At 39.0% G+C, this 26852-nt stretch carries 21 protein-coding genes; 7 read left to right on the top strand and 14 right to left on the bottom strand.

Annotation, left to right across the window (positions count from 1 at the left end):
- Positions 1-686: 686 nt before the first annotated feature.
- The 3 genes from DSM106972_RS29200 to DSM106972_RS29190 are packed head-to-tail and all read right to left on the bottom strand — an operon-like array spanning position 687 to position 5048.
- The gene (locus DSM106972_RS29200) at positions 687-2153 is read right to left on the bottom strand and encodes a PD-(D/E)XK nuclease family protein (protein ID WP_127083986.1); all 1467 of its coding nucleotides are present in this window, start codon (positions 2151-2153) and stop codon (positions 687-689) included.
- Between the two features lie 21 nt (positions 2154-2174).
- Positions 2175-4157 carry a P-loop NTPase family protein gene (locus DSM106972_RS29195; protein ID WP_127083985.1) on the bottom strand — a complete coding sequence of 661 codons (1983 nt, stop codon included), beginning with the start codon at positions 4155-4157 and terminating at the stop codon, positions 2175-2177.
- A gap of 48 nt (positions 4158-4205) precedes the next feature.
- Positions 4206-5048, bottom strand: coding sequence for a transcription factor RcaD (locus DSM106972_RS29190; protein ID WP_127083984.1), 843 nt, complete (start codon positions 5046-5048; stop codon positions 4206-4208).
- 565 nt (positions 5049-5613) lie between these two features.
- Between DSM106972_RS29190 and DSM106972_RS53970 the strand changes: the two genes are divergently transcribed.
- From DSM106972_RS53970 to DSM106972_RS29175, 4 genes are all read left to right on the top strand, one after another.
- On the top strand, positions 5614-5751 hold the full coding sequence (locus DSM106972_RS53970; RefSeq protein ID WP_186538816.1) for a hypothetical protein: 138 nt from the start codon (positions 5614-5616) through the stop codon (positions 5749-5751).
- Positions 5752-6436: 685 nt separating this feature from the next.
- The gene (locus DSM106972_RS29185; protein ID WP_127083983.1) at positions 6437-7003 is read left to right on the top strand and encodes a hypothetical protein; all 567 of its coding nucleotides are present in this window, start codon (positions 6437-6439) and stop codon (positions 7001-7003) included.
- A 62-nt stretch (positions 7004-7065) separates the two neighbouring features.
- The gene (locus tag DSM106972_RS29180; RefSeq protein ID WP_158632893.1) at positions 7066-8292 is read left to right on the top strand and encodes an ABC1 kinase family protein; all 1227 of its coding nucleotides are present in this window, start codon (positions 7066-7068) and stop codon (positions 8290-8292) included.
- 28 nt (positions 8293-8320) lie between these two features.
- Complete coding sequence (locus DSM106972_RS29175) at positions 8321-8716, top strand: hypothetical protein (RefSeq protein ID WP_127083981.1); 396 nt, start codon at positions 8321-8323, stop codon at positions 8714-8716.
- Positions 8717-8741: 25 nt separating this feature from the next.
- Here DSM106972_RS29175 and DSM106972_RS29170 read toward each other — a convergent pair whose 3' ends face one another.
- The 11 genes from DSM106972_RS29170 to DSM106972_RS29120 all read right to left on the bottom strand — a co-directional run bounded on the left by DSM106972_RS29170 (position 8742) and on the right by DSM106972_RS29120 (position 22062).
- On the bottom strand, positions 8742-9233 hold the full coding sequence (locus DSM106972_RS29170) for a hypothetical protein (RefSeq protein WP_127083980.1): 492 nt from the start codon (positions 9231-9233) through the stop codon (positions 8742-8744).
- Between the two features lie 48 nt (positions 9234-9281).
- Positions 9282-9887 (bottom strand): GNAT family N-acetyltransferase, encoded by a 606-nt coding sequence (locus DSM106972_RS29165; protein WP_127083979.1) that lies wholly within the window; start codon positions 9885-9887, stop codon positions 9282-9284.
- Between the two features lie 31 nt (positions 9888-9918).
- Positions 9919-14364, bottom strand: coding sequence for a non-ribosomal peptide synthetase (locus DSM106972_RS29160; RefSeq protein WP_127083978.1), 4446 nt, complete (start codon positions 14362-14364; stop codon positions 9919-9921).
- 61 nt (positions 14365-14425) lie between these two features.
- Positions 14426-15439 carry a hypothetical protein gene (locus tag DSM106972_RS29155; RefSeq protein ID WP_127083977.1) on the bottom strand — a complete coding sequence of 338 codons (1014 nt, stop codon included), beginning with the start codon at positions 15437-15439 and terminating at the stop codon, positions 14426-14428.
- Between the two features lie 13 nt (positions 15440-15452).
- Positions 15453-16424, bottom strand: coding sequence for an Npun_F2552 family protein (locus tag DSM106972_RS29150; RefSeq protein ID WP_127083976.1), 972 nt, complete (start codon positions 16422-16424; stop codon positions 15453-15455).
- Positions 16425-16459: 35 nt separating this feature from the next.
- Entirely contained in the window at positions 16460-18010 is a 1551-nt protein-coding gene (locus DSM106972_RS29145; RefSeq protein ID WP_127083975.1) for a Dyp-type peroxidase, read from the bottom strand.
- A gap of 25 nt (positions 18011-18035) precedes the next feature.
- On the bottom strand, positions 18036-18509 hold the full coding sequence (locus DSM106972_RS29140) for an ester cyclase (RefSeq protein ID WP_127083974.1): 474 nt from the start codon (positions 18507-18509) through the stop codon (positions 18036-18038).
- Positions 18510-18560: 51 nt separating this feature from the next.
- The gene (locus tag DSM106972_RS29135) at positions 18561-18998 is read right to left on the bottom strand and encodes an ester cyclase (protein WP_127083973.1); all 438 of its coding nucleotides are present in this window, start codon (positions 18996-18998) and stop codon (positions 18561-18563) included.
- Positions 18999-19022: 24 nt separating this feature from the next.
- Positions 19023-20015 carry an SRPBCC family protein gene (locus DSM106972_RS29130; RefSeq protein WP_158632892.1) on the bottom strand — a complete coding sequence of 331 codons (993 nt, stop codon included), beginning with the start codon at positions 20013-20015 and terminating at the stop codon, positions 19023-19025.
- 5 nt (positions 20016-20020) lie between these two features.
- Positions 20021-20692: a DUF6073 family protein gene (locus DSM106972_RS29125; RefSeq protein ID WP_127083971.1), complete on the bottom strand. Its 672-nt coding sequence runs from the start codon at positions 20690-20692 to the stop codon at positions 20021-20023.
- 41 nt (positions 20693-20733) lie between these two features.
- Positions 20734-22062, bottom strand: a complete 1329-nt coding sequence (locus DSM106972_RS29120) for a HEAT repeat domain-containing protein (RefSeq protein WP_127083970.1) — start codon at positions 22060-22062, stop codon at positions 20734-20736.
- Between the two features lie 819 nt (positions 22063-22881).
- Here DSM106972_RS29120 and DSM106972_RS29115 point away from each other — a divergent pair.
- Genes DSM106972_RS29115 through DSM106972_RS29105 form a run of 3 tightly spaced genes read left to right on the top strand, consistent with a single transcriptional unit; the run spans position 22882 to position 26852 of the window.
- Entirely contained in the window at positions 22882-23979 is a 1098-nt protein-coding gene (locus tag DSM106972_RS29115) for a DUF1702 family protein (RefSeq protein ID WP_127083969.1), read from the top strand.
- Positions 23980-23989: 10 nt separating this feature from the next.
- The gene (locus DSM106972_RS29110) at positions 23990-25921 is read left to right on the top strand and encodes a CRTAC1 family protein (RefSeq protein WP_127083968.1); all 1932 of its coding nucleotides are present in this window, start codon (positions 23990-23992) and stop codon (positions 25919-25921) included.
- Positions 25922-25925: 4 nt separating this feature from the next.
- Positions 25926-26852 (top strand): enediyne biosynthesis protein UnbU, encoded by a 927-nt coding sequence (locus tag DSM106972_RS29105; RefSeq protein WP_233787675.1) that lies wholly within the window; start codon positions 25926-25928, stop codon positions 26850-26852.

The raw sequence follows: 26852 nt of genomic DNA, 5'->3' as shown, positions 1-26852 counted from the left end.
AACTTTAGAGGTAAGTTTGAGATTGAATTTTTATTTCCTTTTCTTCAAAAGCTTATAAGTGAAGCGAACCAAGGTATACTGCAAACGGGTAAAATCTAAACTTTTGTCATGCTGAGGTACGAAGCATCTTAAAGATTTTCACTGATTTTAAAAGTAAAGTAACAACCCGTTATTAGTATAGTTATCCATATTTTACTAAAAAAATCAAAGTTGTTTTATCTTGATCTAAAAAGAATCTTATTTCTGATTTATCTCAATACGCTGATACACCAGATTCTCTTTACAGCTATCTAGACTCTTGTAGAATTTCTTCTTGAAATTAGAGAGTAAGGTGGGCAGTGCCCACCCAGCCCTTGATGTCGCGAACATTAGTACCAAATTAGTTACCTAAAATACATGTTGAATTAACCTCCGCTCAAACAAGACTTGCGGCATATCCTTCAAAAAAATGAACAATATAAACGGCGCCATGTTGATCATTTTTGATATCCGAAGTGAGTAAATTGGGTCGATGACTAAAAAACCTAATTTGTAGGTAACGCAAGAATCGGGGTTTCAGGCGCCGTTTTAATAGAACTCTAGTTCGCGTTGAAAGGGCTGGCAGTGCCCACCCTACTTTAAGCCTATGTATAGTGAAGTATATTGTAGGTTCTTCACTTCGTTCAGAATGACAGTCAATAAATTAATTAGCTACTACCCCCAAAATAACTTTGACATTTTTGTTGCTGCGGGCAAATTTGACATAAATGTGGCTGGATAGTAGCTGGGGGTGGGTTTGGTAAAGGCGCCCTCCAAGTTAACCATTGCTGCATTTGTTCTAATTTACGAGGAATTAGCTCGTGGGCTATATGTTCTAGCTGCTCCCAAGAATAATAATATTCTTTAAATGGCAAAATACAGTAAACCACCGAATCAACAGGCGCCTTTTTATTTTGCGAAAGCATATAGCTGTAAACTGCGACTTGTGCTAGCTGCGCTGATAAGTCTACGGGTTGATAAGCTTTAAACTCAATTAGGCATAAGCGGTTAAGATCAAAATTGAAAACTAAGTAATCGTATCTTCCTAAAACTCTTAGCTGTGAGTTATCAGGCAAGTTGAAATAATGTTCAAGCTTACGGTCTTCAACAATAAAAGTTTCGCTAATTACGTTTTCAGCATCACAATAGTTTCGGTTAATTATTAGTAGCTCTGCAAAGCTTATAATTAATTTTTTCAAACCTTCCCAAACTTTGAGCAGTGGTTGAGCTAGTTTTGAATCTTTACTTGTCGCCTTTTGTAAATAAGCATAGAATATTCTGTTGTAATAAAGCTGTTGTATGTTATGAGCTATTTGCTCTACAACTAACTCTGATGCAGATGGTCTAAATAACTCTATAAAGTCTGGTTTATTAAGTAGTAAATTAATCAATTCGTCTACTAGGTTATGGAATTGACTAATATCAATAACGTCCTCCGTCTGTAAGAATAATGTACTACCTCCAAAATGATGGTTTAGATAGAGTAAGCGTGGACATTCAAACGCTAATCTTAATTTGTTCGGCGTTAAAGACTTGGGTTTTTCTACTGGTTGTGTTGAACTTGGCGCCACTTCGATAACAGGAGTTAGTACATTAGCTTTAGAGAATGCTAGTAAACGTTGATGAACAGCAGCTAAATAGACAGTATCCATAGCTGCATATTTTAGCTGCTTTTGAGTAAGCGGGCGCCTTCCCCAGTCACTTCCTTGTTCTTCTTTATCTACATCTGAGAAGTTACATAGCTCTGTGGCTAAGGTTTTTAACTGTAAATTAGAAACTTGTAAAACTTCCTTACTTATCCTTCTGGCTTTTTTTAATGTACAAGTAATGTTTTGTGCATCAATACTACCAAGATATTTCAAATCAAAGCTAGCATTATGACATACTTTTTCGATTTGAGGATTAATCATGATTTGATTAATGAAATAGGAAATCAAATCATGTTTATCCAAAACATCAAAAATATACACTGACTGGCTTGCTGCATCATTAGCTTTTGTTAATACTTGTATTATAGAAAGCCTAGGCTTTTCAGTATACCAGTCAGCAATTTCTGTATCTACCCATAATATTTTAGCCGAAGTAAGTTCGTTAATTTTTGTTATGATTTCGATGCTTCCTGTTAAATATTGCATGATTCCTGATAACTATATTAATTATTTAGCGACTAAGCAAATTAACTGCTCCATGTTTTTATTAGTATCCATAAGTTTCACTCTATCTTCATCTCGCAAAGAATCAATTAATCCCTGAATGTCGCTGTCACTAACATTCGGATACTGATTTTGAGCTTGTGATAATAAAGTTGAAATTCCAAGAAATTGTTGAGTTGTGATAAGATTTAGCAAAAAGTCTTTAATTGGTTGTAAATCTTTAGCCTGAATTCCTGTAGAATTATCTTTAGCAATAAGACCTAAGTCTTGTAAAACGGTACAATTTTCTAAAATCTTAGACTTACGCATTAAGTCTTGTAACTCTGGTACTTGAATAGTCTTACCACCAATAAGTAATTCTTGACTTATGCAAGAATTAACCAAGCTCTGATAAGTTGCGAGAATATGAACTGATTCTAAATTAGGTTTGATGTGAATATTTCTAGTTCCTTTGAAAATTTGTTGATAGATTTGATTACCTTTCAGCTTTGCATCTCCAACACTAGCCATCCTAATCAAATATAATTTTTGACAAAGGCTTTGCTGAATGACTTTTTGAGCAGCATTCATCACGTTGAAAAATGTTACCATATTAGCATCTTCCGTCCAAATTACTCCTCTTTTGCCAACTTTATGATGTTGGTAGCTTAAAGAAGAGCTATCATATTTACCGTTAATAAACTTAGTTTTCACAGACAGCAACTCTAAAGCATCTAATGATAACTGTAACATTTTTATTAAGTCATGTGCAGCTACATAGCTTATTTGATTAATTCTCTCCTGAGTATTTTTAATTTCTTTTAGCCAAATTAATTCAAATTCAGCTTGGTCTTTATTGCCACCTTTTCCAGCTTCGATAAGTAGTTCTTTATATTCTTGATATTGCTGTCTTCCTAAAATAATTATATTTCTTGGAAGAGCTTTTCCACCAGGAAAGTTATATTGTAATAGTTTTGTAGTGAGTGGGAAGATGGATGTATCAGGTTGAAGGTTAGCTGCTTGATGTAATGGTTGTAATCGATAAGCCCAAAGTGCTTCTGCTTGGTTTAAGTTAATCGGTTTAAGCTGAATATCTTTTTCTATTCTAGCTTTGTCTGCTTGAAGAATAAACTTATTAGCGCGCATCCAAGGGTTTTTAACTATGCTAATAATGATTAGAAAGTTTTTAATATTGTCATTATGAATAGTTGTGTTAATATTAAATAGTGGTTGTGGGTTGGAGTCGAATTTAGCTGTAGTTTCAACTTGGTCAAAACAGAGAACTATAGGTTGTGTCTGTGTTGATATTTTGCCAAAGTTAGCCAAAATATTTTTAGCTGCATCTTCCGTATCAATACAAAATTTTACTTTGAGAGCTTGCATTGACTCTTCGCTCAAGTCATCACCTCTTAACCACTCGCTAGCTAAGTCAGATAGTTCTGGATTCGTCAAGTCATATAATACCCCAAAAAACATCTCAGGATTATAAATACTTGCTAATTTATATTCGTTTTTAAGATGCTTGATAAATTTTTGGCGGTCATTTAATAATGATTGCCAGATGCTATCGGCAAAATTTTTCTTAGTGGAACGCTTTGTAAATGCCGATAAACTTTTAAGCCATAAAATTAATTGAGATTCTTGCTGACCTTCGGGTATTTGCACTAAGCTATCAACAGTATACCGTAAAATATGGCGCCAGATATAATCATTATCTGCCCAAGGTCCAATGTAGGCAAAAAAAGCTTTTGAGTTAAAAGTTTTTTTCAGTCTTCCTAAAAGATAGCTTTTACCCGAACCTGAATCACCTACAAGTAAAAGTGTACGACTGCGATTATCTTTAGAAACAAGGTCTAAATAACTTTCGATATCATTAATTACTTCTTGATGAATTGACTCAACAACAGAAGCATAATCTTGATTATCATTCCAAAAATTGCCAACCTTTGTGTTTACGAGGTCAAAAGGGTTAACCTCGCGCATGATGATGTCGTTGATAGATACCATAGTTCAATTGTACGGTGAAATTAATGTAAAAGCGTTTAGCTGTGTAGCTTAGTAAACAATAATAAAAAAGAGCGAACCACCTATATTCTGAATAATTCCAGCTTCAACTTCGTCGGGCTTATAATCTGTGGGGTCAAGTAAAGTACTTAACTCTATCTGGTCGCTTGCTTGCAGACGGTAAAGTGCTTTGTCCAATTCATCGCGCGTTAGTGGTGGCTGTAACTTTTTCCGTAAGTGGAAGATTGGTAAATAATTGTCACTACCAAGCTCTCTGTCTAAATTCCGGATAATTTCTAAAATTTCTTCATCGCCAATATTAGTATCTTTTTCAACCGATGGCTCTGTGTTATCTATCGGTGTAGATAGCTGTTGTGAATGACCGCATAGAGTTTTCCGCATGAAGCGCAGGTAATTACCAAGCAAGTCTAAGCTGATATTCCCGGCGCCTTCAGCAACATAATCATCTCGCAAATACTCAATACCGCGTTCAGTCAGCCAAACTTCAGCCTTCGTCTTTTTGATTTTCTCTTCTGCTTCAATTAAGCCCTTATCAATCAAGACTTTTATTATCTCATCCCGTTTACTAGCTTCTGGCAAAGTAATTTTACTAAGACTAATTTGTTCAGAAGCCTTACTAATCTTTTCCAATACCTGACGTTCTTCTTGTGTTATCGACACTTCTTTAGGGTCGAGCTTTAGCAAATCTTGACCATGAGATAAAATTTTGACCGTAGCAATTTCACGGGTATAGTCTATAAGTTTTTGCTTACCTAAAGAAAGACAAATCTTATCTTTAGTCTTCAAAGACTTAAATTCAATGGCATCGTAGCTAGAACAATAATCGTTACATCCCAGTAACTGAAGAAGAAAATCTAATTCATTAATATCCATCGATAATCTTTATTTTGGCTGAACTCAACAATACTTAGCTTCGGCAGTTAAAATTTACACATATTTTCTTCTAGCGGGAATTTGTGCCTATGGACTATTAACTCCCTGGCAAACTAGAAAATTCTTATATTTATACAGTCACGCTTAACTTCACTTGCACTAATTCAAAGAAGTATAATTAGTGTTGCTTGTTCCCAGAGCTTTGTATTTGTTAGATTGGCATTAGCTATTCAAATTAACTTTTCTTGATTTAATTCAGTAGAGACGCGATTATTAAGAGCGGGACACTACGTGAATGCGTCTCTACACTATGTCAGCAGAGGGTAACAGCGTCAATGTAAAGACAAATTTGAATATGCAAGAAGCAATTATTTCTAAAGAAAAATGCGGAAGTTGTTTGAGCCAGCACAGTTTTTAAAGCTACCTGCGGGTAAGTGTGTATTTATTAACCCGGCGTATTCTAATAGAAATGAAGCTTCTGCACCCTTGTTCAAGGCGATAGTGGGTATTGTAACTAACCATGTTTAGGATTAGAGTACTTATCTCCAAATGCCCCATTGTTTGAGTGTCTCTGCCAAAACTGAATGCTCCCACGAGTACTCGTCCCCAAATTGCTGGACTAATACCAAGCAGTAATATTTTAACTGGTAGACGACTAGTGAGCGAGGAATTAGGCATTGCATTATTTTACCGCATTATTTAGCCCAGCCCCCTGAAATTTTTCGCTCTCCAATAACACAAACAATTTTTTTATTAAAAAATACATTATTTAATAAGATTAAACTAACTACTAATTTTAATATTTTTTTAAGTATTACTGTTATTAGTAACTTTTATACTAAAAAAATAGTTGAATAAGCTATATAATAGTGCAACATGGCTAAGTTAAGTCTGTAGTTAGAAAAAACTAAAAGGCTTATTAAATAAGGAATATTCCCTCTGTCTCTTATTTTCTGCCTTCTGGCACTAGTGGTTCTCGTTTAGTTAAAATACACAAAGACGCAAACAAATGTAGGTATTAGAGCAAATGCATTACATTTTAGAGACATAATGCAACAAGGCAAAAGTAAAAAGCTAAAAGACAAAAGAAAAAAACCTTATTTCACAAGCTTTGTCGCTTTTTCCAACTGGATAGTTATTTTAGCCATACTGGACTACCAAAAATTTTAAGGCTTATCAACAAAACTAAACGATGGACAAAATATTTGTCCTTTTGCTTCTTGCTGTTTTTATGAATTGCCCTTCAGTAAATGTTTTGAATTAGGAATCAAATTAATTATCGTTAATGCCGCTTATTTACTCCTAATTAGTCCCATAAAATGTATCAGTATTGATGGGTTTCAAAAGATCAATTTGTTGAAGACACAAATTAACGCTAAGGAAATAATATGAGTCGAGCCAAGAATGCCATCAGTAACCCCCGGTTTACGCAATATCCAAAATTAATAACTCAGTCTATCTTTCATACGCTTAATGGACGATGGCATAAACCTGCTATGCAAGTGTTCATGGTGATTATCATCACTCATCTTTTAGAACACATCTTCCAGGTATATCAAGTTTATGTTCTAGGCTGGTCTCGAAAGGATGCGCTCGGCGCTTTAGGATTACTATACCCCTGGTTAGTCCGCTCAGAATGGCTGCACTATGGACATGCACTTTTCATGCTTTTAGGTTTAGCTGCTTTGCGTCCTGCTATTGTCGGACGCGCTCGTATCTGGTGGGACATTACATTTGTGATTGCGTTCTATCATCACTTTGAACATGCTTTATTGCTGGGACAAGTTTTAATCAACAAAAATTTGTTTGGTTCTCCCGTTCCCACCAGTATCGGTCAACTGTGGATTCCTCGCCTTGAGCTTCATCTCTTCTACAATGCACTTGTACTTTTACCAATGCTAATTGCCTTGTACTACCATCGTTTTCCAAGTGACTTTGGTCAGAATAATTGCTGAAACCTTTGTAGCATCTACTAGTTTACTTCTGTATGGTAATAATAAGATTTCTACATGTCTTTTTGATTCTTGGATTTGAAGTGATTCGATTTGTTCTGACTTTCTGTTTTTATATACTTTTAGGGAAACCTCTAACTTTGCGTGTGTATTTTGCTCAGACGCTTGCACTTATTTGTGAACATCTAGGTGGCGCCTTTCCAAAAATAGGACAAATCCTCGCGACTAGGGCAGATTTATTACCTCTTGAGATTTGTGAAGCATTAAGCTGTTTGCAGGATCAAGTTAAAGCTCTTAGCCCTAACATAACCAAGCAAATATTAGACAAATATACACTTTCTCACAAAATTAAGAACGTTGATTTCACCCCAATAGCAAGTGGCACTATCGCTCAAGTGCATCGTGGCATTCGTTGTGATGATAACTGTGAAGTCGCGTTAAAGGTTCTAAGACCAACTGTACGGGAGGCATTGAAAAGTGATTGCCTAATTATTCAGTTCTTCGGGCAGTTTATTGCAAAACTGCCTGCAATGCAGAGTATTCCTGTAAAAGAGGCATTGAAAGAAGCAAGCGATATCCTGATTGGTCAGACTGATTTTATGCGTGAGGCATCGAACTTAAAGCGGCTCCATGCGCTCTTTGCTAATAACCATAATGTAATTGTGCCAGTGCTTCACGAAAACCTCTGCACGCCAGAAATTCTTGTAATGGAGTTCATTCCAGGTTTGCAAAAGTTGAGCGACCCTGCTTTGCCAGAACATTTCGCAAGAAAAGCTCTTACCGTTGGAGTGCAATCACTTTACAATATGATTTTCAAGGAAGGTTTTATTCATTGCGATATGCATCCCGGCAATGTCCTGATGGCGCCGGATAATCGATTGGTCATTTTGGATGCAGGATTTATGACCCAACTTGATAACTCAACCCGTCGCAATTTTGCAAGATTCTTTCTATCTATAGCGTTCTGTGAAGGTAATACCGCAGCTCAAATTGTCCGTGAAACCGCGACTAATCTGCCTTCTAACCTTAATATCAAAGCTTTTGACTTGGAAATCACCTGCTTAATCAAACGAGTGGGAGGTTTACGAGCGCGCGATTTTCAAGTTGCAGGTTTTGTTGGAGAACTGTTTGCAATTCAGCGTAAACATGGTATCTACGGTACTAATCAATTTACGCTTACAATCCTCTCTCTGCTGGTATTTGAGGGTGTAGCCAAGCAGAGGTTCCCTGATCTCAACTTCCAGCAGGAAGCTGTGCCGTTCGTAATGGCTGCGCTAAATAAGATAAACTAGTACAAAAAGGATGTGTAAAAAGGAAAATATGGTAGATAATCCATTAGTTAAAAAATTACGTATAAAATCCGGGCAGAGAATGATTGTTATTAATTCCCCACCTGGATATATGGAACAACTAATATTGCCAGAAGGTGTAGAGTTGGCAAAGGAACTAGAAGGTCAATTTGACTTTATTCATATATTTGTCAAAAATATTTCAGAGTTAGAAAGTTTTGCTTCAAAAGCAATCAGTGCTTTAAAGTACGATGGCATATTATGGATTGCCTATCCGAAACAAAGTTCAAAAATGATAACGGATATTAATCGAGATGTGGGTTGGGATGTGATTGATAAAGCAGGTTTAAAGGGAGTAGCTCAGATATCAATTAATCATGTTTGGTCAGCATTGCGTTTTAGACCATATGAACTGGTTGTCAAATAGTTTTAAACATTAACTAAAAATAAATTCAAAGTATAAATTTTATCAGAACAAAGCCAGTAAGCAAATAGCCAACAAGGCGATTGATGGCAATGCCAAATGTAAAAATACTTGAGAAGCCCCACCAGTTCCAGTACTGAAGGTCTATGCTAAAGATACCAGCCAGTGCTACTAGTCCAATAATTATTAACCGTGTCACGATAGATTCTGTGCTGGTTAACAGCAAAATTGCTGTTAATACACCACCAACTAGCACCTCTGTCACAAATTCAATGGTAAAGTAACGTGGCATAGAGTAATATGCTTCAGGCTTAACTGCAATAAAAGCAGTAACCTTGTCTTTCAGATAATACACACCATTGGTTGAAGCGCGCGCAATTGTTTCTGTGATGGTCGCTTGGTCTTCAAGTTCTTTTATGCTTTTAATCCCCCAAGGAGTAAAGCTTTGTGTGAGTCCATTCCACAGAAACAGTAAAACACCACCTACTGCTGTTCCTTTAAGTAAACTTAACCAATCCACTTTTTTCTCCTCCATTTTTCAAGCTTATATCTAATGTTTTATGTTTTATCATATCGGTTCTCTTTTCATTGTCCAAAAAGACAAAGCGTTACCCGGCAATTGGTCTGTTTTCAAAACTTTAAAACCATGCTTTTGGAAAAAGCGAACAGATGCTGTAGTAAAAGTCTCTAAGTAGCAAGGGAGTTTTTCTGCATCTGCTTGCTTGAGGATTGGTTGCAATAGCGAACTTCCAATCCCTTGTCCCTGATAGGTAGGTATTACTCCCAGTATTAATAAATACCAGTGAGGTTGAGACATATCACTTTTATGGTATGAATCTAATGTAAACAGGGAAACCCATCGATTAAATCCGCTCCAACCAAGTTTGAAAGGTAGTTTATAAAGACCTGCTTGTAAAAGTCTAACAAAATTAATCGGAAACTGACCTGGTGGAATCCAAATTGCAACGCCTTTCAAGTCTTTTGAGGTTGTATAGATGGTGTTATATGATTTGGTATAGCGCAAAATAGCTTGGCAAAAGCATTTTATTATATCTGCCCTTGCCAGATTATTTTCTAAAGTGATGTAGCGAAGCATTGGGTCGTTATCAAAGGCTTGATAAAGAGTTATGGTAGCTTCGTCAATCTGTGATTCTTCTAAACGAACTGCATCCATTTTATTAGCCTCCCTTGCTGCTCGGAATGTTTTATTTGAGGAGAAATTTGTGCAGGCGCCGTTGAGGATTAACCAAAATATCCGACAGTAAAGTTTGCAAATCGTTTAACATCTGGTTAATGGTAGCAGCTTCAAATAACTCGGCATTATAAATCAGAGCAGGTAAAATACTAGCGTTTTGCTCAACAACCCAAAAAATTAAATCTACTTCACATGTTAGTCCCGCAGGAGGTGAAAGTACTTCTGCTTTAACTAATGGTAGTTCAATATACCTGTCTCCCAAGTTGAGGAGGTTAAACATTACTTGGAATGGTGGTGCTGGTGGCCCAGGTTCTTGCTGGTAAACTTCCATCAACATCCCAAAAGGCAGGTTTTGATGAGCGTGAGCATCTAATACTGTTTCCCTTACCTGAGCTAATAATTCCTGAAATGTTTGATTACTGGATAAATTTGTACGTAGGACTATTCCATTGCTTAACAATCCAATTAGAGCTTCTAACTCCACCCGGTTACGGTTGGTAATGGCGGCGCCGATCAAAATGTCCTCTTGACCTGTATAGCGGTACAATAATGTTTGAAATGCTGCCAGTAAGAGCATAAACATCGTTACCCCTTCACGATGGTTCAGTAACTGGAGCGCCGTCGTCAAGTCAGGAGATAGATATAGAGTCTGCATTGCACTGCGATAGCTCTGCCTAACTTGACGCGGATGGTCTGTAGGTAATTGCAACACAGGTAAATTGCCACCTAATTGTCGTTGCCAATAAGCTAAATGACGCTCTAGAATTTCTCCCTGTAACCATTGTCGTTGCCAAGCGGCAAAATCCGCATATTGAATTGCTAGTTTGGGTAGTGGTGAAGCCTGTCCCTGACAGAAAGCAGTGTACAGCTTACTCAATTCACGCATAAACACTTTTATAGACCAACCATCACATATAAGGGTATGCATTGTCCATAATAAAATGTGTTCTTGCTGATTTAAGCACAACAAACTACTGCGGAAGAGCAAATTTTCTGTCAGGTTGAAGGGTTGCTGTAGTTCCTGATTAGTTAATCGTTGAGCTTCGATTTCACGTTCGTTTACTGGCAAACCTTGTAAATCAATCACTCTCAAACTAAAGTTAATTAGAGGAAAAATTACTGCTGTTGGTTGCCCATGTATTGTTGTAAAAGTAGTTCGTAAAATTTCGTGGCGCCGAATAATTTCTTTGAGGGATTGTTCTAAAGCTTCTACGTTAAGTTGACCGCTCAGACGAATAGCTGTTGGTACATTCAAAAAAGGATTTGCAGGCTGGAATTGATTAAAGAACCATAACTGCTGCTGACCAAAGGACATAGGTATATTAGACCTATTCTCAACTGACTCAATGGTAGGCAGATTAAGTTCTCGATTTTTGTCTTCTTTGAGACTCTTTGCTAAACTCGCTATTGTGGGTGCCTCAAATAGTTGACGCAAGGGAATTTCTACTTGAAAAACTTCGCTGATGCGAGAGATGACTTGAGTCGCAAGTAAGGAATGTCCCCCTAGTTCAAAAAAGTTATCGTGAGTACCAATTTCTTCGAGTCCTAAAACTTTCATCCAGATACTTGCTAATATTTCTTCTGTAGGATTGCCAGGTGCTACAAAGGTTGTCTCTACTAATTGAGGTCGAGTCTTGATAGGAAAAGGAAGCGCACGACGATCTACTTTACCATTAGGCGCCAGTGGTAAGGAATTTTGCAACATATATGTGGTAGGTACCATGTGTTCGGGTAGTCTTTCATGCAGGAAGCTACGCAACTGTGGTACTAAACCTTGGATAAATTTTCCTCGTAGAGGATTGTTTGCATAGCTTTTCCAAGGTTTGGGGTCAAATGTTGGTATTAATAAGGAGGTAATAATTGTTTCCTGTTTCTGTGCTTTAGTTTCGGTTCGTCGGAAAACTACATTGTAACAGCCATCAGCACCTGGGTTCGACCAATCGATGCTGATAGCATAAGGTAAGTCATGGCTTAATGCCCAAAAATGTTCTGGGTCTACCCAATCTCCAGAAATTTGACTGAGGATTTGACGCAGTTCTCCTACAGTCGCAGGAGGACTAGAACTTGCTAGCAACTCTAGAGTTTTCATTTCTTGCCAGAGGCGAGCATTGGGCACACGTGTAATGCACACAATTTCTGGTTTGGTTTCTAATTTAGTTTCTAATTTAGTTTCTAATAATTGGAGAACTGTAGACAAATTTAAGCCCTCACGCTGCCAATCTAAGTAAACAGGATTTACAGAATTATTCTGCTTCCCTACATGAATAACTACCTGATAACGAAATCGAGTTAATTCGTTGTGGTAATGACCGCGCTTTGGTCGAATTTCTACATGGCTAATTTGTGGGAAATGTGCTTTTAAAGCAATAAAAAATGCTGGCTCAATAATCAGTTCTTCTTCCTGATCTATCTGAAGAAGCATCCGCTGTTGCATCCGTTCTGTTGAGAGGTGCTCAGGTGCGTGATGCAGCATTACAGAAACGTGGAAGGCTTTTAGGAGTGGAAGACTACGCACGTCTCCCACAAAGATAAATCCTCCAGGTGCTACTGTATTAACAGCTTGTTCTAACACCCGCAACAAATATTCAACACTCGGAAATTGTTGGATAACAGAGTTTAAAATTATCGCGTCAAAACTACCTGCTTCAATTCCTTCAAAATCATCTGCTGTCTTTTGCAGCAAAGTAACTTGAGATAAAGGATTTTCTAGTTGGTTTAATTGTTGTCGCAAATAGTTAAGGGTCACTTTTGAAAAGTCAGTTCCCCAATAGGACGTGCAGTGCGGGGCAACTTGAAACAACAATAACCCTGTTCCACAACCAATTTCTAGTACGCGCGTTGGTTTTAAATCAAGAATCTGCTTAACTGTATCTTCTACCCACTCATGCATTTGTACTGCTGGAATTGGTAAACCTGTGTAGCTACTGTTCCAGCCAATAGTATTAAAAGTTGGCTCGTGTTGTAGTTGGGTTTGACTATAAATCTCATCCCAAACTTTTTGCCATTGCTTAGTATGAACAACATCCCATTGCATTACTGCTTCTTGGTCTTCTTGGTACTGACGGTTGGTAACTACATAGGCGGTTAAATATTTGTTGTCAGGTTGCTCCTCGCAAACAATAACTACAGACTCTTCCACCGCTGGGTGTTGTTTTAAAACTGCTTCTATCTCTCCTAGCTCAATTCGGAAACCCCGTATTTTCACCTGATGGTCAAGGCGCCCGATAAATTCGATATCGCCATTTGGTAAATAACGCCCCAAGTCTCCAGTTTTATACAGACGCGCACCCGGTTGGTTAAAAGGATCGGGAATAAATTTCTCAGCGCTTAATTGAGGTTGGTTGAGATAACCTCTGGCTAAACCAGCACCACCTATATACAATTCACCCGTAACTCCAACAGAAACAGGTTGCAGTGCAGTATCCAGAATATAAATTTGCGTATTAGCAATAGGGCGCCCAATGGGAACTGATATTTGTGATGAGTTGGCTCTTGTATCGAAATAAGTTACATCTGCTGCGACCTCAGATGAACCATAAAGGTTTATCAGTACACTTTCAGGCATTCGTCGTTGAAAGCGCTGCATTAATTCCAGTGAGAGAACTTCACCACTACTAAGCCAATACTTAAGTCGGTAAAGTTGCTGTAAATCAACAGTACTATCAACAATCGCGCGTAGCAAAGAGGGAACCAGTACAATGCGCGTAATTTGGTTTTTTGACAAGGTTTGGACTAGCTGATAAGTGTCTTTAACGACATCATCGGTTATAATTACTATCGGTATCCCCTGTAGCAACGGGCCAAAAATTTCCCAGATAGAATCTACAAAACTGAGAGAAGTTTTGTGACAACATACTTCCTCTACCTCAAAGGGATATAGATTCCACATCCAATAAAAACGGTTGATTACACCTCGATGTAGTCCTAGGACACCTTTGGGGGTTCCAGTGGAACCAGAGGTATAAATGACGTAAGCAATATTATCAGCGGTTGTCTCTGACGTGGGGTTATGCTCGCACTCTGGAGCAATTATCTCCCAATTGTCCAAGCAAATTATGCGCGCTTGAGTGTTGTTAGGAAAATTATTGACTAAGTGTTGAAGAGTCAAAATTACCGGAACTTGGCTATCTTGAAACATGAAGGCAAGGCGCGTTGACGGATATGCTGGGTCAAATGGTACATAGGCACCACCAGCCTTGAGAATAGCTAATAAACTAACTAAGGCTTCTAAAGAACGTTCCAGACAAATACCAACGAGAACTTCTGAACCGACGTTTAAACGTTTGAGATAATGTGCCAGTTGATTAGCTCGACGGTTTAACTCTCGATAAGTGAGTTGCTCTGAACCAAAAATTGCTGCAACTGCTTCAGGAGACTTAACTACTTGAGCCTCAAATAACTGATGAATACAAATATCTGTCGGGTATAATTGCGAAATATCCAAAGCCTCGTTCATGCTTTTCCCTCAATCTTCAAGTCTTTTAATGCCAAGCCCCATACTATTTTTTAGTCCTTAATTACTCACTGGGAAATAGGTCTTTGGGGTCTTTAGAATTTGTAAAACGCTCACCACGAAAAGGTTTGGGTATTGGTTGCCTTTCGGGAGGCTCTAAGTCAAGTTCTCCTGTTATTCGGCGACGGATTGTAGCATTTGTAAACCTAACTTGATTTAGTCTTGCAACAGGAGGTCCACTAGGATTATCAAGTGAGACTAATTGTGATCTTTCAACTGCTCTGTAGCTTTCTCCTTCTTCTTCCAGATCAACAGGTATATTGGGATACTTTCGAGTTGGAGGGGTGGCAAAGGCATAAATTGGATTTTCATATCCGTTAGCATTGGCGATGAAGTTTCCATACTTTGTCATGATTACTCCATATGGAATGAAAAAGCTTCTTGCTGGGTATTTACGATTTCCATCCATAACAATCATCCCTAAAGCAGGTTTATAAATTTGAGGAAACATGTTTTTGAGGGGTTGACCGACTAAAATTCGACTGCTACCATCGGCAGAGGAAGCATCAATAGATGCAATTTCTACAAAAATCTTTCTTGCCTGATTATCGCGAAACCCTTCAGGAATCATACTAAAATCCGATTTACGGACTTCTTTATCAAGGGTAATTCCTTCTTTGCGTAGTTTATCTAGTCGGGAAAATTTTTCTCCTTCGCCATTTTGGTCTTTAAAATCAAATTTGACTCTTGCAGAAGTCTCGTTACCTGTCATTGGGTTGCTGCGAGAGACAACCATAATATCAGTTAAATTGCCTAGTATCAGTCTTCTACCTGCATTGGGTCCGCTCAAGATTTCCAGATCGATATCAAATCTACTGGGGATAAAATTTGTCCCAGCATTAGGTAACCTAAAGTTGCCAGGTATAGGTATAGAGAAATCTGGTTGTTGTGCAATTTCTTGTGCAAAACAAGGCGAGAGTGGGAAAATTACGAAAGCGAGAAACACAAATATTGCCAGCTTTATACCTAGTTGGCGAAAAATTCGGAATTTAAATAGCCTTTTGAGAGAGAATTGCATTATTATTTACTCCTCAATTAATTTTTTCTGTACTAGAATAAATACGTTCTTTCATTAATCGTAAAAATAAAGATTTGAGAGTAGACCTAACTATATTTGGTAAACCAAAGTCGAGTGGGATGTATTTGCTGGGTAACTGCCAGTCAAAAACTTTTAATTCTTCTGGTCGTAAATAAGGGAAATTAATAGTTGCAAGCTCAGGACAAAGTTCTAATTGTTGTGCTGCGACTATGGTAGGAATTAAGTTTGGGTCTACATTTAGAATTTCTACGATAACTCGGTCTAGGGCAAATACATTTTGAGAAGCTCCTAGTAAACCCAAATAACGGGGTTCCCCATCACTCGGCCCATTTCCTTGGTGTCCAATAATGCCATCAATAATTGTTAAGTCTGGACTGATGGTTCGTGCAGTTTCTACCAGCATTTTGGCAAAGTGAATGCTCGAAGTGCCAATTTCCATATGCCACCAAGCTTTTGTATTACCAGGTACACAACCAAACAAATTTTTTACACCTAGTGTTAACGTTACCTGCGAATGAGATTTAACTTTAGGTAAATTAATTACTACATCAGCTTCCATTGCCTCTTTACTAAGTAGTAAATGTTGAAATTCCTTATTCTCTGTTTGATAACGTTTACTGTGCAGTTCAACTATTGGCATGTCTAGTTCTTTTGCAATATGAAAGTAACCTGCTGCTTTGGCAACTCCCTTTGCAGTATTAAACGTTGGGCTGTCCCCAAGAAAAGGTTTACCGCCTACTGCTTTAATCATATAGGCTATGTTACGTACTAATTCTTTTCGAGTGATACATTCTTTTTCGGGCTTAGAAGCTGTTAACAAATTGGGTTTTAAGAGAACGCGATCACCCGGTTTTACAAAAGCAGCTATTCCTCCCAATGGCGCCAACAGATTTTCTAAGGCAAGATATAATGAGTCTTGGTCGTAGGAATTTGCTCGAATTAAGCTAACAGAGGTAGGTTTCATCTCTGGACATATATAAAAATTTGTGTAATTTTTTTTTAATGATTTTTACTCAAGTAATTTAAAGCACTAATAGAGGGAGCAAAGAAATAGCCTCCACCTGTGGGAATAACCCAATCAATGGGAATTTTTACGGAAATTTTTGTTACACCCCCATCAGGGTTTTTAACTGGTAAATTCCAACTCCGAACGCGGTTTTCTCCAAGATTATTATTTTGACCAACAATTGGATCGTGTCCGGCGCCACTATCAGGAAAGTTTGGGTTGTTGATCCAATTAGTAGTAATAAATTCAAATTGTCGTTCTATAGAGGTTTGATAAGCAAGAAATAGTAAACCTCGCTCTGTATCATCACAGAAAAGTTGTCCAAATGGTATTCCTCGGCGTAGTAGTCGATGAGTTTGAGTATCAGCTTCGCTACCACTCAGAGTTTTTGTATCGCGCGGGAAAGCTTTGCGGATGTGAGCCGCGTGAGGGCAAATTATACCTAGTGTATCACCTAACAAGTGGACATCATCAACAGCAGAATCGACAGCAGATTGACTAGAATTTTCATATACAAAGTGATTATTAAGCCAACTTTCTTGAGCAATCTCAGGGTTATCACTGTTGGGTGCATGAATAATTGGCGTACCACTAAACCAACGTCCCATAAGTTTTGCTGCCAATTTTTCGGAAGTTATATCCTCAAGAGTCAGATTTTTCTCCCTTAGTTGCTTTGCAACAGATTTAGTAAAAGTTTGAAAAGCCTCTACATCTTGGCGTAACCTCCGAAAAACAAGAAATGAACCGTTAGGCGCCCAACTTGGTCCAGCTTCCGCAATTGCTCCAGGTAAAAGTTTATCAATTGGACTTTGACGAGGGTATCCAAAAATAAATTCTCCAGGCCAAATTAAATCTTGGGTGATCTTTTCTTGGTGTGCATTATCAAGATTAAAGCGGGGTGTAAGAAAATCATTTGCCTGGTTGGAAATTCTTCCTCTAACACATGGTTGAGAAATGCAGTCACGAAAACCAAAATGTTCATGACCCTTAAAAGGTGAAAGTAAAACCGCAGCAGCTTGCTTAAAGATTACTTTAAACCCACTGTTCAAGCTTGCTTCTATTTGGTTAACTGCCTGAACTAGATTGTTATTATCATCAGCAGCAATAATTAAGATAATGTCTGGAATGTTACCAGAACTACCAATAACCCAGTTGTGGCAATTACCCTCTATATCTCGATGAGTTGGGTCTCCTAATAGTTCTGAGCGGTTATGTAAACCATCTTTAAATGCTGCATCAATAAATAAATCAGCATCGTTAGTCAATTTGCTTAGTCCATTAAATGAAAAAGCAATATTTATCCAAATGCTAGGTTCACAACTAGAAAGATGATTTGGAGAATCATTACTAGTTAATTGTTGATGATTTAATACTGTTTCTAAGCTGACGATGCGCGGGTGAATTTGGCGCAACCAATCCTTAATCTGACAGACTTCGACAATTTCAAGGAAAAGCAGTATTTGGAAATCTTTATTAAAGCCAGGTAAAATATGACCTTGAATCTCATGAATTTCTAATATTGGCTCACCTGGTTGAACTAACATAAAAATTTCCTCCCTCCTATTTTGATTAGGCGCCTTTCACCTGTGTTGCGACAACCGATGGCTGCGTCTTATTAGAGATTTCAGGAGCTACTTGTAAATGATAAGTCAAACGTTGAACATCAATAGCTCCTATTTGCTGCATTAAACCAATGTAGTCACCGTTTTGCCAAATCTCTACAATTTTACCGTTAGCAATGCGAAAAATATCAGCCTTTACAATTGATACAGGTTTATGAGTAGGCGGAATACCCATTAGTACACCTTGATGCGTTCCATATAAGGTTGAGATAACTGCGACTTTATCACCTTCGGCAATCATAGTTTTAATGCTGATGCGAAAGTCTGGGAAAGCACCCAAAATCAACCATAAAGTCAAGCCTTGTTTATAATGGTCTATTGCATTTGCATCAACAATTTCATCAATTACAGTGAGATTTCTTTGATTGAAAACCTCTGACAAAAAACGATTAACAACAGCTTTATTTTTTTCTAATGACATCAAGTCATTCTCCTTTGGTTAGATTTTGTTGGATATTTTACGTTTTATATTTTACTCCTGTTCTGATGGAATGGCGCCGATAAGCTGCATAACGTCTAATTCGTTACCGCAACCCCAGTGTTCCACCATTTTGTCACCAATAACTCGAAAATTATCAATTCGTTGCCCAGTAACTTCGCGTCCAGTTGGAGGAATTCCCATAAATTCCCTTTGATGAGTTCCTTTCCAAGTGCCCCGAAACACAACTAAATCACCTTCAGCTAGCTCATCTTCAATAGTGTAATGGAAATCAGGAAAAGCTGTTAAGAAAAGTTGCAAAACAGGTTTAAATCCTTTTAGTGCTGGGCCTTGTCCCGGAAATGGTGTCCAGTCAACGTAGTTAGCTATCTTGAGTTCATCTACACAAGCCAAATTTTTGTTATTAAAAACCTGCTCAACCCAACGACGAACAACAATTTTTTTTTCTTCTAGTTCCTCTGGTGTTGACATTTTATTTTCTCCTATGAATAAAATTTACCAATTATGGGGTCCAGCAGGGATGGATGAAGGTGTAAACATTAGGCTGGCACGTTGCATTGTATCTGCCCAAAAACGAGTTAATATTTTTCGTTCTGAGAGTTGTAATCCTGCAGGTAAGCTTTCCCAACCATAGTTAAAGACTTGGAATAAGCTGCGTCCCCATCCTGCAGGTTCGAGCCAAAATCTTCCAGCCACGGAATTTTGCCAAGCTGGTCTATTTAAAGAGAAGTTCGCGTAGGGTAAAAATGATGGGGCTGATTGTCCAGGCTGAATTATTTCATGCACTGTCATTTCGATGGCGCCACTAGCATCACCCATAAGAATATTTAATGACTGTGTTGGCGCCATTTCCCCTTGGCTAACTAGTAGCCAATACTTTAAGCTCGCAGGGTTGAACAGTTGATCCCAAGCTAAATATACGGGTGCTGGTAGTTCAATTTGTACATAGGGACCCATACGGCGCCAAGGCCAACGCCACTCAATTCTAGTTCGTAGATAAGCAGCTAGCTGCTCTAGAATACCAGTCCAACCTTCTCCATTCCAGGTTTGCCAGTCCCAAGGCGGATTTAATGCTTCCTCAATCACAGTTACCTTAGTTCCCTGTTCAGTTGGTTCTAACTGCCAGGTTACAGTTGTTGCCTGACCAATACCTAGCCAGCGCCAGAGATATTGAAGTTGAGAGGGAGGTTGCACAACCAGAGGCTGACACAAAAAAAACTCACCATCTTCAAAGTCTAATACACAATCAGTATGAACTTTGTCTAGAGAACCATGACAAACGGCAAGCCAGTACTTTAGTAGATTGGGGTCTGTCAATGCCTGCCACGTATCCTCTACAGGTGCCGACAGCGTAATATTGGTTACTAATTGTTCCCAGCGGTCACGAATGATTGTCTGTGCTTTAGCAGCATGTAAAGGCGGCAACTTCTTTTCTAGGTTTTCAAGACTAGAAAAGTTAGGCAAATTTAGGTTAGATATATTAGACATTACCATTAACCTTGCAAAATACCCTGGATTTTAGCTTCTGTGATGTAGTGACCCATCCTAAATTGTAAACTTGTAAGATATGCGGCTGGAAGACCGTCTGGATTTTCCCGGTGAAATAAAGGCAAAATTTGGTATATCCGTCCTTCTCCAGGGTTACCAGCAGGTGGAATCATACGCACATCATCGATTGTTAGTTCGATGGGTTCTTTATTGAAGAGGGTTAGATTTAGTAGTGGCATTTTAAACAATGCTCCAACAGCCATTCGACAAGCTTTTGATGGCTTTTCACAAGCTAAGTCGGCGTGAGGTGTTCGCAGTTGCCCTGTAGATAGAACATCAGGATTGAGGGTGACAATTATTTCTCCAATTCCCGATTCTTCTCCACGCATACACATGTCAATTAAATTTGTGAAAACATCTGAAGTATTCCATTCGTTGCTGGTTGGTTGCGAACGAGCTACCCGAACATACCCTTCAAAGTTAACTGTAAACTCACCTACATTAGGCACTAAAAAACTGTCAGTGGATGAAATTCCTAAATTATCAACTCCTGGAGGGGGAGGTGTGTATGGCTTAACGTTTTGGGGTGGATATAAGTAATCTAACCCTGATAAATCAATTTGAGGTCCCCAAGCTAATTTTTTGTTTTGATGATTAAAAGCTTCTACAGTAGTCATAATCAGTTTCCGTGAGTTCAGTTATTTGATGTCAACCAGTATTAAACGGAATGCAAAGTAGGTTTACCTGGACAACAGGACAAACCAGGAACATCGGCAATACCATCCATGTTGGTATCGACTTCTCCTTCTGTTGTTGCATAGACATCGCGCGAATTAAGGTCAATATAGCCGTCTCTGTCCCAGTCGTTCAGTTTGCCTTTGAATGTACCTGAAATAAATACGTTGGTGAGAGGGCCTGTAACTGGGTCGTGTAGAGTTGAGAGAATGCCATTACCTGGCTGGATAATTTCTTCTAAAGATTTACCAGCTAATTTTTCGAGATTGGTGTAACCCCAACCTTGGAAACGACCCCGCACGTATCGAATTGCGTCTGCTTCTCGGATTTTAAACCGATTGTCCAAATACCAGCATCCTTGACGTGCAAAGCCAATTAAAGCATCTCGGAATCCCATAGATGGGTCGTCGGCTCTACCGGAGATGTAAAAAGGACGTTGAACTTGTGACTCAAAGTAAAAATTTCCTCTGTCTGCGCGCGTTCTTTCTGTAAAGCCCCTAAATAGATAATTATCAATATGCAAGCTGCCATCTGCATGTAGTCCAGAGATTGCTTTTGCAATCACTAACTGTCGCTCTCTGGTTTCTACATTGGGACAAGCATGAGCTTGACCATAGACGCGAGCCAATCCTTGAGGCGCAAGCGATAACTTGCCCCAATGTTGATTTTTCTGATCTAAACGGATATAAAGGTCGCAATGAATTAGCAAAAAAATGGTTTCGTCAAAGGTACGTCCAGGTGTATATCGACAGTTACGATTATCAAAGGTTGGGTCACCTGTTTGTAGCTCTGAAATAAATAAACTCGACCATTCTGCAATTTCTGGATCGGCATCGAAGCAAAATTTCTGCAATGCTTGAACTGCATTTTGACCGCCGAGTTTCTCAATTGCCCAAAGTGCATCCCAACGAACTTGACGGTCACTATCGTGTTCAACAATCTGGCAAAGTAATTCAATAGCATCGCACTCATTACGGTCAACATACTCGTATAGTGCCTGTTCACGCATTACAGGGTCGGGATGAGATAGCGCATCTTGTCGTAGTACATCGCTGGGGCGGGAGTCAAGACGCATTGATATTCGGTCTAGGGCATAGCCAAAATCACTTGCCCAAGCTGCGGGGTCTCCAACGAAGTAGTGAGGTTCGGTATACCCAAGAGTTGTTTGATAGGCAAGTTCCAGAACTTCCTGTTGCTGTGGATGAATAAGGGGTAATGAAACGTTATTCAACGTTGAGCCAAGAATATTCTTTGCTGTTGCTGCGTTTCCATTACGTCTAAGTTCTGACTTATTGCAAAGGTCAATTGCCATTGTTGCTTTTATCCTTTGAGTCGAGTGGTTTGTCCTGCCGACATTTCGTTAATAGTTGACTTCAGACATCAGATATTTTTATTGTTCATTGTTTCTCATTGTGTTGTATTGCTACAGTTATGACTTCTTCCAAATTGCTCATTTGAAATTCTCAACTTTGCATTAATTTGATAGGACTACTACCAATACTACTCGGTTAAGAATTAAATCCCCCCTAGCCCCCCGCGTTGAAGGCTACCGTGTATACATAAATCTCCCACACCCCCGCCTGGTACAAAACGTTAACCGAGGAATGTAGAGACGTTACATGTAACGTCTCTACAAGGTTTTATTATTTACACAACCAACCAAAACTAATAACACGAACTATTAGAATGATGTAATATTTTATGCGACATTTTGAAGTGCGGAATGTGGGTTTTAAACAAAGTCTAAATCTTTAAGATGCTTCGTTCCTCAGCATGACAAAAGTCCATATTCTACCCGTTTGCAGTATAACTAAGTATATTAAAAAGTCAATTTTGCAATAATTCTTTACAAATTCTGCTTTTTGCTTTTTGTTTGTATGCCGGCACCTGCGTCTTAACTCAGGTTCGACAAAATTAAAAAAAAGTTACAATACACCTATCTATTTTTGAGACTGTTCGTGTTATTGTTGAATAATAGCTTTTGCGCTTCTTCGTAATTGCTGATATAGCAACCAAATTTTACTACAGTTTTATTTTGCCTTAGTAGCTCATCATTCTAGAGTTACAACGTTTTCAGATGAATAAGATATAGGGTCACTCCTGCTGAAATAATGATACATAAGGTTTCTTTATGTTACAAATTATCAGGGGATTATGTAACCGTACAAATAATCCAGACTCAAGTTTTAAAACAAAAGTATTCTCCGAGCATAACAACTCTGTTCTCACCCCTTTATGTAAAAATCTGCGTCAGTACTTATTCACTATTTCTTGTGAAGAGGTAACTTTCGCTAAACGTGGATTTTATAGTAAAGATATTGAAGTACAACAAAGATTAGAAAATATTGGTAATACGTTTTTGCATGGCTACCATACAGCAATAGCTATAGATAATCTAGAAACGCTTGTATGGAAGCTAAACAATGTTGAAACAGAGTTACGTGGGTTTGCTTTTGAAGGCGCCGCAATGGGTCTTGCGCTGTTAGATTACTTTACACCTTGGAAACATCGCATTGAGACGTTTCTAACAATTGGGGCAGCATCTCATGTTTATATGGTGTATGTAGGTATTGGTTGGGCGCTAGCTAGAATTCCTTTGAGCGTTGACCGTTATCTAGCTCAACTCAACAAAGAAGTGACAAAAAACACAAATAATTTAGAAATTCAAAACTCAAAACTCCGAAATATTCACCCCTTATTTGGCTGGTTAACAATTGATGGGTATGGTTTTCATCAGGGTTATTTCAATGCTTCACGCTATGTGAGACAGCAAATAATTCCTCGTGAAATTACTGGTTATGCCCGCAGAGTTTTTGACCAGGGTTTAGGGCGTAGTCTTTGGTTTGTGGATGGTGCTGACGTAAATCGTATCTCGGTTACAATTCGCAGTTTTGACGACCGCAGACAAGCAGACCTCTGGAGCGGTGTTGGTCTTGCCTGTACTTATGCTGGTGGTGTAGATTGTGCCGAAGAAGAAGCTTTACTTTTGGCAGCGGATATCTATTGTCCTCACTTAGCTCAGGGGGCCGCTTTTGCTGCTAAGGCACGTTCTTTAGCGGGCAACTCCGAAACACACACTGAAATGACATGCCAAGTTTTGTGCAAAATGTCCGCTGAGGCTGCTTCTCAAATTACAGATATTGCTTTAAAAAATTTACCAATTGATGGTATAGAAACAGTTTACGAGGTATGGCGACAGCGAATTCAGAAAAAATTTGCAGCGGTATGAGGTATTAATAATGTTTCTAGCTGATTTTTGGCGCCAAAATACCAGGCGCCTTGTAGCATTAGCCTTGATTATATGTTTATTCTGGTTTACCCGCCTTCCAACATTATCTGCAAACGAACGAGCCACAATAGCTTCCCACTTTAGCTTTACTCCCTTACCTTTACCAGAGTTAACAGGAACGCTTCGATTTTCGCGTTCAGTCCATCCTAGTATGGAAAGACACTCAGCATGGATATCCGCTGTTGGTGCTTCTGTGGGATTAAACGACCTTGACGGAGATGGTTTGCCTAACGATGTTTGCTACGTAGATACGCGAACTAATCAAGTAAATATAGCACCAGTACCTGGAACAACGGCTCGATACCAACCTTTTGTACTGGAACCATCTGCAAGTTTATATAGAGATACCGCGATGGCGCCGATGGGTTGCCTGCCTGGAGACTTAAATGAAGATGGGTTGATTGATATCCTTGTCTACTACTGGGGACGTACTCCCATTGCCTTCTTGAAAACAGCATCTTCTGTGAAACTAGAATCAACTATATATGTACAGCAAGAGATAGTAACAGAACAGGAACGGTGGTATACAAACGCTGCAACTTTTTCTGACTTAGATGGTGATGGTCACACCGACTTGATTATTGGTAACTACTTTCCTGACAATGCCGAAGTTTTAAATGCAAGTGCCACAGGTGTAGAGTCAATGCAACATTCAATGACTCGCGCTTACAATGGTGGTCGAAATCGACTTTTACTCTGGAAAAATGCAACTATGGGCAATAAACCAAAAGTGCAGTTTCAGGAGGCGAAAGAAGTTTTAAATGAACAAATTGCAAACGCTTGGACGCTAGCTGTGGGTGCAGCAGATTTAGATGGTGACCTGCTTCCAGAAATTTATTTTGCTAACGATTTTGGGCCAGATCGATTACTGCACAACCGCTCAAAGCCTGGTAAGCTGAACTTTGCACTTTTGGAAGGTAAGAAAACCCTGACAACACCCAATTCAAAGGTTCTTGGACACGACTCCTTTAAGGGTATGGGTGTGGACTTCGGTGATGTAAATGGCGATGGTTTGCTTGATATTTATGTCAGTAATATTGCTGGTGAATATTCTTTGGAAGAAAGTCATTTTCTCTTTACTAGCACAGGCAAGTTTGAGCAAATGCGTCGGGGTGTTGCACCTTATATTGACCGTAGCGAGAGTCTCGGTCTATCGCGCAGTAGCTGGGGTTGGGAGACGAAATTTGGTGATTTTGACAATGATGGAGTTTTAGAAGCACTACAAGCAACAGGTTTTACCAAAGGTAATATTAACAGATGGCCTGAGTTACACGAATTGGCAATGGGGAATGATGAACTTCTGAGCAACCCCCATAGTTGGTTTCGTTTACAAACTGGTGACGACTTGAGTGGTCATGGACACAACCCATTCTTTGTGCGTGCAAATGATGGTCGTTATTATGACTTTGCTAAGGAATTAGGGATGGACACAATCCAGGTTACTCGTGGAATTGCCACTGCCGATGTAGATGGTGATGGCGATTTGGATTTTGCTGTGGCGAATCAGTGGGATTCATCAGTTTTCTATCGAAATGAAAGTTCTAAGTTAGGAACATTTTTAGGACTCAAGTTGCTACTACCTGTGGCTGGGAATTTAGAACATGTTACTGGGCGCCCAGCTATTGGAGCTAATGCAACTGTACACCTTCCAGATGGTAGAAAACTTGTGGCACAAGTAGATGGTGGTAATGGTCATTCTGGCGCCCGCAGTTCAGAAATTTTGTTCGGACTGGGTGATTTAAATCCTAATACGCAAGTACCAATTGACATACAATGGCGAGATTCATCTGGTCGGGTACATGAGTCAACACGACTTTTATCATCTGGTTGGCATACGGTACTACTGAACGAAAAAAATGTTGGTAATAGCACAGAGGTATGAAGACGTGATAAGCACTTTTAACATACACAAAGCAAATCGTTTAGCAGGATTGCAGCGTTTTGCTGTAGCAATTACAGTTTTGAATATTTTAGGACATACGGTTTTAGGCTTTGAGCAATCTTGGGCACAGCCTTTAATTGCCTTAGCGACTGCCTATAGTATGGAAATTCTGCTCGAACTGATTGATGCATGGGTTAATGGGCGCCAACCTGTGTTCATTGGTGGACTGAGGCGTTTTGTCAATTTTCTATTATCCGCACACATTACAGCTTTGGCAGTTGCTATGCTGCTGTATGCAAACGAGCGTCTATTACCTATCGCTTTTGCCAGTGCAGTCGCTATCGCCTCAAAAGCTATCTTTCGCGCACCGTTGGGTAACGAACAGCGGCATTTTCTCAACCCCTCCAACTTTGGCATCACAGTCACACTGTTAATGTTTCCTTGGGTTGGTATTGCTCCTCCTTACCAATTTACAGAAAACCTTAGCGGTGCAGGAGATTGGATTTTACCGGGGCTAATTGTAATTAGTGGCACATTTCTCAATACTCGCTTCACTGGAAAACTTTCCCTAATTGCAGGTTGGCTAGGTGGCTTTGTCTTACAAGCATTATTGAGAAGTTTGATATTTGGAACACCTATGATAGCTGGATTTGTACCGATGACGGGTGTAGCGTTTGTGTTGTTCACCTTTTATATGGTGACAGACCCAGGTACAACGCCAAGCAGACCATTAAATCAAGCGATATTTGGCTTATCAGTGGCTATTGTGTATGGGCTACTAATGGTCAATCACATCGTGTTTGGGTTTTTCTTTGCTCTGACAATTGTCTGTATATTTCGAGGACTGAGCTTTTACGCCCAAGCAATAGCTGACTATGTGGCATTTACAAAGGTTTTAGTACCAGCAACCAAAACAATTAGAGAGGTATAA

Source organism: Dulcicalothrix desertica PCC 7102 (genome assembly GCF_003991905.1).
GTDB lineage: Bacteria > Cyanobacteriota > Cyanobacteriia > Cyanobacteriales > Nostocaceae > Dulcicalothrix > Dulcicalothrix desertica.
This window is presented reverse-complemented; position numbering and strand designations above follow the sequence as displayed.